9 protein-coding genes are annotated in these 9,579 nt (G+C 63.5%); 3 read left to right on the top strand and 6 right to left on the bottom strand.

The window, feature by feature from the left end; genetic code table 11:
• Window positions 1-34: 34 nt before the first annotated feature.
• From EEB11_RS09710 to EEB11_RS09695, 3 genes are all read right to left on the bottom strand, one after another.
• Window positions 35-589, bottom strand: coding sequence for a DUF6880 family protein (locus EEB11_RS09710; RefSeq protein ID WP_245298846.1), 555 nt, complete (start codon window positions 587-589; stop codon window positions 35-37).
• Between the two features lie 159 nt (window positions 590-748).
• A complete protein-coding gene (locus EEB11_RS09705; RefSeq protein ID WP_245298845.1) occupies window positions 749-1,294 on the bottom strand; it encodes an IS110 family transposase in 546 nt (181 codons plus the stop codon).
• A 228-nt stretch (window positions 1,295-1,522) separates the two neighbouring features.
• A complete protein-coding gene (locus tag EEB11_RS09695; RefSeq protein ID WP_135430753.1) occupies window positions 1,523-1,906 on the bottom strand; it encodes a hypothetical protein in 384 nt (127 codons plus the stop codon).
• A gap of 782 nt (window positions 1,907-2,688) precedes the next feature.
• Between EEB11_RS09695 and EEB11_RS09690 the strand changes: the two genes are divergently transcribed.
• Window positions 2,689-4,053, top strand: a complete 1,365-nt coding sequence (locus tag EEB11_RS09690) for a GntP family permease (RefSeq protein ID WP_210134402.1) — start codon at window positions 2,689-2,691, stop codon at window positions 4,051-4,053.
• A gap of 5 nt (window positions 4,054-4,058) precedes the next feature.
• Here EEB11_RS09690 and EEB11_RS09685 read toward each other — a convergent pair whose 3' ends face one another.
• Window positions 4,059-4,829: a COG3904 family protein gene (locus EEB11_RS09685; protein ID WP_135430751.1), complete on the bottom strand. Its 771-nt coding sequence runs from the start codon at window positions 4,827-4,829 to the stop codon at window positions 4,059-4,061.
• The gene (locus EEB11_RS09680) at window positions 4,830-6,158 is read right to left on the bottom strand and encodes a hypothetical protein (RefSeq protein WP_245298844.1); all 1,329 of its coding nucleotides are present in this window, start codon (window positions 6,156-6,158) and stop codon (window positions 4,830-4,832) included.
• Between the two features lie 223 nt (window positions 6,159-6,381).
• Between EEB11_RS09680 and EEB11_RS09675 the strand changes: the two genes are divergently transcribed.
• The gene (locus EEB11_RS09675) at window positions 6,382-6,840 is read left to right on the top strand and encodes a pyridoxamine 5'-phosphate oxidase family protein (protein ID WP_135430748.1); all 459 of its coding nucleotides are present in this window, start codon (window positions 6,382-6,384) and stop codon (window positions 6,838-6,840) included.
• 58 nt (window positions 6,841-6,898) lie between these two features.
• Here EEB11_RS09675 and treY read toward each other — a convergent pair whose 3' ends face one another.
• Window positions 6,899-9,154 carry a malto-oligosyltrehalose synthase gene (treY, locus tag EEB11_RS09670; RefSeq protein WP_167852712.1) on the bottom strand — a complete coding sequence of 752 codons (2,256 nt, stop codon included), beginning with the start codon at window positions 9,152-9,154 and terminating at the stop codon, window positions 6,899-6,901.
• 149 nt (window positions 9,155-9,303) lie between these two features.
• Here treY and EEB11_RS09665 point away from each other — a divergent pair, with 149 nt between their 5' ends.
• Window positions 9,304-9,522 carry a ribbon-helix-helix domain-containing protein gene (locus tag EEB11_RS09665; RefSeq protein ID WP_135430743.1) on the top strand — a complete coding sequence of 73 codons (219 nt, stop codon included), beginning with the start codon at window positions 9,304-9,306 and terminating at the stop codon, window positions 9,520-9,522.
• The last annotated feature ends 57 nt before the right edge of the window (window positions 9,523-9,579 follow it).

Raw genomic sequence — 9,579 nt, 5'->3', positions numbered from 1 at the left:
TCCTGAGAAAAGATCGCACCATCAAAACCTGGGATCAAACAGCTAGCCCCTCGGCCCCCAGTGCCGGAGTAAAGATGCCGATGAGGCCGTCATATTGGCCGTAGCCATTTTCGCGCAAAGTCTCGACTGCCGCATCGGCCAACGCCTCGGGAGGCGCTCCGGCGGCCAGAGCGATTTCGCCCAGTAGCGCACAGGCATCGTGAAAGACGCCGATGACGATGCCGCTGCTGTCGTCGCAGCGCTCGAACAATGGCGTGGCAACCTGCATGAAACGCCAGGTCAGCGCCAGCGCCTCGGTCGGATCGGCGGGTGCGATCTGTTCGCGGATCGCGCGCAACTGGCTTTCCAGATCGGTGACCAGCGGCTTGCGGTTCTTCCACGTGACGAAGCTGCGCGCCCAGGCGATGCTGGTCAGCCGTTTGGCCACCTCGCGCCCGGCCTCCTTCGGGCTTTGCGCCCCCGCCAGTTCCAGCCGCAGCCGCCGCTTCGCCACGGCCGATCCGGTGCTGATTTCGATCAGCAGTCCAGCCAGGCGCTCTGCACCCAGCGTCTCGAGGTTCTTTGCCTTCAGGGTGGTCTTCGATGCCATGGGCAATCCGTCTCGACTCTCGCGCACTTCAAAACTTTTGCCAAAATTTGACGCGGAACGATGCCCTTAGCCACGCGCGAGCATGGGAAAACTGGTGCCCGGCGGTTTCGAAAAGTCATCAGATCATGCACTTTCGAACGCGACCAGCCACTGTATCTTTCAGGGCCCCGAGGCGGTCCATTTTTGACGGTTTTTGCATAGCGCGTTCGCGATCGTGACCAACTTTCTTGCGACTGCGGTGATGATGACCTTGTGCGGTTTTGCGGCCTTGCGGAGGCGATCTGCGAAGGTTTTCAGGCTCGGGTTGTGATGTGCTGCGACCAAGGCTGCTTGGAACATCACGTGCCGCAGGGCGCGACGACCACCGGCAGTCTCCGACAGGTGTTCACCGTTCGCGATGGCCAGGGTGATCCGGTCTTCCAGCTCCTTGATCAGGCTGTCGATCCGTTGCTTCAACTCGGTGACGACGTCCTCAAACATCACGGCGGCGCCGAGCTTCTGATGCGCACGGATTTGGGCCAGCAGCCGTTTGCGCATCTCGACCAACTGCGCTCTCTTGGTCGTCAAAGCTCTGAGAAGGCGTAGCTTTTCCGCTGGAAGACTGCGGCCTGCTTCGGGCCGGAAGGCGAAGAAGCGGGCGATGAGTTCGGCATCAATCCGGTCGGTCTTGGCGCGTGTGCCACGGCTTTGCGCAAACGCCTTCACCTGAGCCGGTGGCACTTGGCGGGCGGCAACACCTTCTGCCTCAGGAACCGCCCAGACCCCAGCAGACGTCTACTTCGGTCGCGGCGAAACCATCTTGGCCGAAAGGAGACGCATCAAACAGAAAACCATCCAAAACCGCCGCTTGAACCATCAGCGTCAAGCAGCGTAACTTGAACCCGATCAGCCCGCGCCTTCTGCTCCAAAATTAGCGAGGCTGTTCCAAATCATTCAACGACGGACACCCCAGGCCGAATAGGATTTTGCCCAATGAAGCAACACCTCATCGGGCGGGGCTGATCTGTGCCATGCGGCATGGGCGGCACGGTCTGCTTCATCTTTGGCCAGCTTCGCGGCCTTTTCCTCCGCTTCCCGCAGGATCGTCTGTTCATAGGCCCGAATTGCTTCTTCCTGCGCCTCGACGTCAGTCTTCAACCAAAAGCCAACCCCGGTCTGTTGTCCGGCGGTGAAATTACAAACGATGAGGACATAATCGTCAGTCGTGCCAAAGATGAGGGAAACAACTGCCCCTTTTTGGCGGACAGTTCGTTCATCGGCATCGGCGTCAAGGCCGGGCAAACACACTGCACCGGGTTCGAAGCGGACAAAGGACACGCGGTCATCGCTGTCAACTTATGGAGCAGGGCTTTTTCAGGGGATACGGCCAGTTCGTGTTTTTGTCGTCAAAGACAAGGGACGTGGCGTTCAGCATGCCATCGCTTTGCGCGGACAGCGCGTCAATAACTTGCCGATGCGTTCCGATACGGATCTTGCTAACCAAGGCAAGAAGGTCATTGTCTGTCATCGCACCGCACCCAACTCACACAACAGATGCATAGCCGCCAATTTGGGCCAGACTTTGACTGGTTTGTGGGGAACGTGGAGATTGCAGAAGCGGCTATTCACCCATCGGGTCGATAGGGACCTCTGCAGAAGGCCAGAGTGACCGCATTACTTATCTGCCTCCGCTGCCGCGCTGAACTGGCGAACGACAGCTTTCCGCCCTTTATGAAGGGACCGACTGTTCCTTGTGGACGGCCCTAAGTTGATACTCGACACCGTCTTGCCGAGCACCCACGGCGAATGACAGATCTAACGCCGAAGCCGTGGTCCATTTGCATCATAACCCATTGATCCGCATGGACCCTCTTCGTAACCTCCGTGGTCCACATTGTCTATAATTCATTGAGCTTCTTCGGCTTCTGGCACTCCCCTACGGGCTGCCACATTTACAAACATTGCAGATCCTGCGAATGCGTCGCCACCGCGGCGAACCTTGGCAGTGTCTCTGTGCCGGGCGGTGTCCTCCTGCCCGCACCTGTCGCCTGCGTTGCCGGTCACCATCCCTATCCGCTGCCCCGGCCCTGCGCTATGCTGCAGTGCACAAAGGGGGCGACGTGGCGGTTTTTCTGATCCTGATGGCGCTGGCGTTTCTGATTGCCGGGGCGTGGCGTGGCATGTCGGTGCTGGTGCTGGCTCCGATTCTGGCGTTGCTGGCGGCTGGCCTGTCGGGCGCACCGGTGCTGGCGGGCTACACACAGGTCTTCATGCAGGCGGCGGGCGGCTTTGTGGTGGCCTTCTTTCCGCTGTTCCTTCTGGGTGCGGTCTTTGGCCGGGTGATGGAGGCATCGGGGGCGGCACAGCGCCTTGCCTCGGCCATCGCCAGCGCGCTGGGTCCGCAGAATGCCATTCTGGCGGTGGTAACCGCCTGCGCAGTGCTGACCTATGGCGGGGTGTCGCTGTTTGTGGTGGCCTTTGCCGCATGGCCGCTTGCGCGGGCGTTGTTTGCGCAGACCAACCTGCCCGCCCGTCTGATTCCGGCGACCATTGCGCTTGGGGCCTTCACCTTCACCATGACCGCCCTGCCCGGCACGCCGTCGATCCAGAACGCAATTCCGATGGCAACCTTCGGCACGACGCCCTTTGCCGCCCCCGGTCTGGGGCTGATTGCGGCATTGCTGATGCTGGGGCTTGGGATCGCCTGGTTGCAGATGCGGGTGAAAAGGATGGGGGGCGAGGCCGCGGCGCCGCCTGCCCCCGACGACACCCTGCCACGTGACACCCCCCTGCCGCTTTGGGTGGCGCTGGTGCCGATCCTGTCAGTCGGCGTCGTTACGCTGGTGATGGGCAGCATGGTCCTGCCCGCGCTCGACACCGGCTACCTTGCCGAGGCGCTTTATGGCGCGACAGAGATTTCGCGGGTCAAAGGGCTTTGGTCGGTCATCACGGCGCTGGCTGTGGCACTGGTGCTGGCGCTGATGCTCAGCCGACCGCCCCGCGTCATGCAGGTGGTGAACGCAGGCGCGGAGTCAGCGCTTTTGCCGCTGTTCAATACCGCCAGTCTGGTCGGGTTTGGCGCGGTCATCGCAACACTGCCCGGGTTCGAAGTGCTGCGCAGCAGTCTGGAGGGACTGTCGGGTGGCGACGTTCTGATCTCGGCCGCCCTGTCTTCGGGGGCCTTGGCCGGGATCACCGGTTCGGCCTCGGGTGGCATGTCGATCGCGCTGGATGTGCTTGGGCCGTCCCTTGTGGCCCAAGCCGCGGTCCAGGGCGTGGAACCGGGCTTGTTGCACCGCGTGGTGGCAGTGGCGACCGGCGGCCTTGACACCTTACCCCATAACGGCGCGGTGATCACCCTGTTGGGCATCTGCGGAATGACCCACCGGCAGGCCTATGGCGATATCTTTGTGGTGGCTGTGGTCATCCCCACGCTGGCCTGCGTGCTGATCATTGCGCTTGGCATGGCCTTTGGCAGTTTCTGAAAAAGCTAATCCAGCATCTCGGTCGCCAGTGCGAAACCGGTCAGTTCTTCCTCCAGCAGGATGTAGATATTGTCGGGCGGGGTCTGCATGGCCTTGGCAGACAGCCGCAGGTCGATGCCCATGGTGGCCAGATACTCCAACACCTCGCCCTGCCCGTGCTGGATGCTCTCTACCGCGACAAAGGCGGGCAGCAGGGTGCTTTCGCCGAAATAGTGCTGATGCACGCCCACAAGTGCCCTGCGGCTGACCTGCCGTTCGGTTCCGGCGGCAAGGATGTAGGGGCAGGCGGAAAAGCACGCCGCCCCGGCCTGCATCTGTGTGGGCAGCCCGGCATCACGGATCATGCGCCCGATCTCCAGCGCATCGGTGACAGACCCGCCGGGGCTGTGTAGGGCAATCCGGTCGGGCGGCGCAGTGCGCTGATCCAGATAATCGGCAAAGCGCGCGCTATCGCCGGGTTCGATCGCGCCTTCCAGCAGCACGGTTTCGATGTCGCCCGACCGGGTTGCGGTAAACTGCAACCGTTCAGGCACCGTATCGCTGCGGGGAAAGCCCGGCCCGGCGGGCTCTTCGCGGGGCAGGTCGCGGGGGGCGTAGCGGCGGGTCTGATCGCCGGGACGCACCGGCACGGCAGCGGGCGGGGCGGGATCGCCCTGCCACAGGCCGGGCGCGATGCGTTGGAAATCCCCCAGCAAGATGAACCCTGCCAAGGCGATCTGTGCTGCCAACATCGCCTGCAGCACCCGCCCGGAGCGGGAGGTTTTCACGCCCGACATTCAACGCCTGCCGCTGATCACATGCGGCGCGGGCAGATCTTGCGCGACAGGATCGGTGACCGGCATCCCCCTCTCTGCTGAAACCGCGTTTTCGACCGCGGGCGGCGGCTGCGGTGCGGGGGCCTCCAGCGCGCGCAGCGCTGTCACGGCGGCGCGGATTTCCGCCAGCGTCATCGTCTCTTCCGGCGCGGCTGTGCCCCGGTCCGACCGGATCGCACTTTGCGCCACCATCATGATCAGCACCAGCACGGCGGGCAGCAGGTCAATCGCTATGGCCCCGGCCCAGGACGGAACGAAATCGCCCGCATAGCGCAGCACCGCATCGGCGGTGGAAATCGGCGCATAGGTGGTGTCATCCGGCGTCGGCATGGCCAACACCTCATCCGCCGCCGCCTTCAGCGTGGTGGCGCGCTGTGCCAGCAGGGTCAGCACCGCGTCGATCGTGCTGCGCTGATCATTGCGGATCGTGTCGGTCGAGCCATCAAGTTCCGGCACCACAACTGACGCCGACAGATCCTGCGCCGCCCGCGCCACCAACGGGGCCACCGACAATTGCCTGAGCTGCGCGATCAGACCCGCCAGCCGGACCGACTCTTCGGCAAACTCCACCGACCGCTGTTCGACATCGCCAACCGACGCCGTCAGCGCCCGCATCCGGCTGAGGATCTGGTTGCCTTCGGAAAAGGCCGCATCGACCAATGGCCCCTGCGCTTCGATCTGCGCCTCCAGACCGGACAGTTCGTCAGCCTTCTGGATCAGCACACGGAACACCGCGCCCCGTCCCGCCGTGCCCGACAGATTGCCGGTGGCCTCTTGCGCCGACAGATCCTGAAAGCTCTGCCGCGTTCGCGCGACATCCAGACCCAGGCCCTGCGCCGCCACCGTGACCCGGTGGGCCTGCTCCAGCCCGACCTGATATTCCTGCACGGTTTTCGCCAGATGCTGTTCCAACGCCGCCGACCCCGCCAGCGCTGCCGCGTTCAGCCAACTGGACATGGCGATGATTGCCACAGACCCCAACGCCATCGACAGGAATAACCCCAGCCGCGATGACGCGCTGCGCATCGCGGGCAGCAGGCGGATCAGATAGCTCCAGAACACAAAGATCGCGACCGAAACCGCCAGCGAATAGGCCACGGCGGCAAAAAAGCTCATGGCACCAGTGTCGTTCAGCAAGGATGACACGCCAAGATACGTGTATATCCCGGATGCCACCGACAGCACGCCAAGCGCCATCGGGGTAAAGGTCTCCAACGCCTTGAGATGGCCTTCGATCTCACGCGCGGATTGCAGGCCGCGCGCTTCAGAGGGGGTGGGTGTTCGGGTCATGCGGCTGCGGCTCCTGTAGATGCGGCCGGAACCCGGCAAACGGCAGTTTGCAAGATAGGCGCGGCAGCGCCCGGGTCCAAATGCCAACAGCGTGAACACTGGTGCGGGCAGTCGCGCCGATCTGCATCGCCACGCGGGACGGAACCCCCGCGACCGGCCCCGCGTTAAGGTGCAACGGGAAGGTCGGCACTGCCGCCTCCCAAATCCGTAAATGAGGTGATCCATGTCGACTGAGAAATTCTGGAAAGAGCTGGAAGGCGTCCATTCCGCAATGCTGTCCATCGGTTCTGCGCGGCATGTGCCGATGTCGCCCTATGCCCGGCAGGATGACCGCGCGATCTGGTTCATGACCGCCCAGGGCACGGGGCTGGTCGAAGCCGTCACCAACGGCGAAACCGATGCCTCGCTGATCGTGACCGGGGAAAGCAACATACACGCACGGATCGAAGGCAGCGCGGCACTGGTGCAGGACCGCGCCAAGCTGGAAGAGCTGTGGAACCCGGTCGCCAGCAGCTGGTTTGACGGGATTGACGATCCGGACATCCGGCTGATCAAGCTGACACCTGCCATGGCCGAAGTCTGGCTGACAACCGGCGCGATGGGATTTGCCTTCGAACTGGTGAAATCCAAGCTGACAGGCAAGGAACCTGACATGGGCGAGCATTTCAGCCTGACGCTCTGAACGGGCCATCCGCCTGTCACTCCCTTCAGCCCCCCGGCCTTTGCCGGGGGGCTTTTTCTTATTCTGCCGCCTGCGTACGCGACCGCTGCCCGGCCGGGGCTTTCAGCTGCACCGTCGGCTCCTGATCCTGCCGGATCTCAACACAAATCTCGCCCGCTGCGGTTTCGCGCCGCACGGTGTACAGCCCGTCCATCTGCACCAGCCGCGTTGCCCCCGGCCCGCGCAGATCATCAATCCGTTTGGCCCGCAGCAGCAACAGGCAGCGGGTCAGCCGATACTTCCGCCCGCCAAAGCTATCCGCTTGCTGCAAGGCCTGCAGCTGCACCGCGTCGACCGGCATCCGGTTGTCGGGATCGGTCAACCATAAGGATGGCCCTTCGCAGCCGCGATAAATGTCTGGCACCCCGCGCGACAGGCATTTGAAGGCCAGTTGCACCAAAGACAGCGTTTCCCCCCGATCGATCAGCGCCGCCGCAGCCTCGGGCAGCTTGCCCTGCCACTGCGTTGCAACATCCCGCGCGAGGGCAAGGACCGGTGCCTCGGCCTGCGCATCAGGAAAAGAGGGCGATGTGATTTCCTTGGCCTCGCGCATGGCCTTTTCCAGATAGGCCGCGACCCTGTCCGGCAAATCGGGGGCATCGTCCGCCGGTTGCCAGGCGGCAAGCAGGGCGTGCATCAAGACCCAAAGCTCGTCCTTGCGCAGCCCTTCCGCCTCTGCCGCCGCCACCCGCGGCAGGTTGCACAGGTCCCGCCACAGCACCTGAACCGCATCCGACATCTGCGCGCAGGCCACCATCCGCATTCGGGCATCCTCGCTGCGCTTGGTGTCATGGGTCGAGGTCAGAACCATCGACCCCGGTGCGAGCTCGGCGGTGACTTTGGCAAAGGCTTCCGGGGTCAGCGCAACATCATCGGGCGAGGCCCCGACCTCAGATGCTGCCGGATAAGGCACGAAGCGGTAGAAGGTCGTATCTTCGGCAGACTTGGCCATGACAGCACCACTGGTCTGCTGAAACAGATCCCGGAACCGCTCTTCCGCCGGGGTCTGCGCGTGCTCCACACAATCAATCAGGCGCAGGGCCGTGGAGGGCGGGCGAACATGCAGGTTGACGAACTGCCGCATGTCATCAGCGGTCTGCGCGGCATAGTCGTCAGACTGCCCGGCCTCGCCAAAGTAGGTGCGGTAGACCGGCATAGCCTCCAGCATCCCCAGAACCGACTGGCGCAGGGTTTCGGGGCCGGGGTCGTGGTGGATATCGCCTGACAGGGCATCACTGGCACGCTCCACCAGTCGCAGCACCTCTGCCGCCAGTTCATGGCGCAGGATGTCACGCTTTGCGGTCTTCAGCGTCGCGGCGTAATCGGCACTGCGCCCGGTGGCCTGTGACCACAACGTGGTCAGCGACTCTGCACCCTTAGGTGGCGTCAATACCTGCGCAAAACCGCGGGCGTGTTCATAGCCGGTGGTGCCGTCGACCGGCCAATCCGGCAGCGGTTCGCTTCCGACCAGAATTTTCTCGACCCAGATCGGTACGCCTGCGCCCACGCGGGCCCGCAGCAGGGCCAGATAGGCCCCGGGCAACCGCAACCCGTCGACATGATCAATGCGCACCCCCTGCACATGGCCACTGTCCACAAGATCAAGGACCAGCCGGTGCATGTCGTCAAACACCTCGTCGCGGTCCACCCGCATGCAGATCAGATCGGTGATGTTGAAAAAGCGGCGGTGGGTGATGCGGTCGCTTTCCGCTTCCCAATGGATCAGCTGCCAAGGCTGCCGGTCCAGCACCGCGTCAAGCGTGCCCTCACCCCCGCCGCGCAGCGGCACCCGCAGCCCCTCCACCTCCAGCGCGGCCCCAAGCTGCGCATCCTGCACCACCCGCACCGCGCCTTCTGCGCGCAACGCTTCCAGCGTGCGCGGCAACCACGGCAGAACCAGCCGGCCCGCAGACCAGTCGATGTCGAAATGCCGGGCATAGCGGCTGTTTGTTCCGTCTCGCAGCACATCACACAGCCATGGGTTTTCCAGCGAAAACGCCGTGTGGTTCGGTACGATATCCAGAATGATGCCCAGCCCCTTTGCCTGTACGGCATCGGCCAGCCGCCGAAAGCCCTCCAGCCCCCCCAGTTCCGGGTCCACCGCATCGGGCCGGGTCACGTCATAGCCGTGGGTCGAGCCGGAGGTCGCGGTAAAGATCGGCGACAGGTACAGATGGCTGATCCCAAGATGCGCAATCGCGTCCAGATCGGCTACCACCCGGTCAAAGGTCACGCCGTCACGCAGTTGCAGGCGATAGGTGGCAACAGGCAGCATGGGTCGGTTCCCTTCGGCAGGTAATTTCTGGAATGGTCTGACGCCAACCCTGCTGCCCGCCTTCGGTTCCCCCCATCCCGCGCAAAGGACTCGGCATTTCGAGTTCATCCGCCCTTTGCCCTGCCCCGTTCCGGCGGTAGAGTATCGCCATGACCGCCCGCCCCATGAAACATTCGCTGACCCTGCACGGCCACCGCACGAGTGTGTCGCTGGAGGCCAGTTTCTGGGACGCCTTTCGCACCATTGCCGCCGAACAAGGCGAGACGGTGAATGCCCTTGCCACTCGCATAGACGCAGGCCGGCAGGGCGACGAGGGGCTGGCCTCGGCGATCCGGGTGTTTGTGTTGCAGCATTATCAGCGCAAATAGCCCAATCCCGCACTGGAAGCGGCACGCCGCTTGCGCTATGGCCACTGCATCGCATCC

It is taken from the genome of Pseudotabrizicola sediminis, assembly GCF_004745575.1.
GTDB classification, from domain to species: domain Bacteria; phylum Pseudomonadota; class Alphaproteobacteria; order Rhodobacterales; family Rhodobacteraceae; genus Pseudotabrizicola; species Pseudotabrizicola sediminis.
The sequence above is the reverse complement of the archived record's forward strand: the minus strand, read 5'-3'. Positions and strand labels throughout refer to the sequence as shown.

What these genes read in the sequence shown, in the direction of transcription:
- EEB11_RS09710 (WP_245298846.1), bottom strand. Translation starts at nt 589, where the DNA reads ATGGCATCGAAGACCACCCTGAAGGCAAAGAACCTCGAGACGCTGGGT.
- EEB11_RS09685 (WP_135430751.1), bottom strand. Translation starts at nt 4,829, where the DNA reads ATGTCGGGCGTGAAAACCTCCCGCTCCGGGCGGGTGCTGCAGGCGATG.
- EEB11_RS09675 (WP_135430748.1), top strand. Translation starts at nt 6,382, where the DNA reads ATGTCGACTGAGAAATTCTGGAAAGAGCTGGAAGGCGTCCATTCCGCA.
- treY (WP_167852712.1), bottom strand. Translation starts at nt 9,154, where the DNA reads ATGCTGCCTGTTGCCACCTATCGCCTGCAACTGCGTGACGGCGTGACC.
- EEB11_RS09680 (WP_245298844.1), bottom strand. Translation starts at nt 6,158, where the DNA reads ATGACCCGAACACCCACCCCCTCTGAAGCGCGCGGCCTGCAATCCGCG.
- EEB11_RS09665 (WP_135430743.1), top strand. Translation starts at nt 9,304, where the DNA reads ATGACCGCCCGCCCCATGAAACATTCGCTGACCCTGCACGGCCACCGC.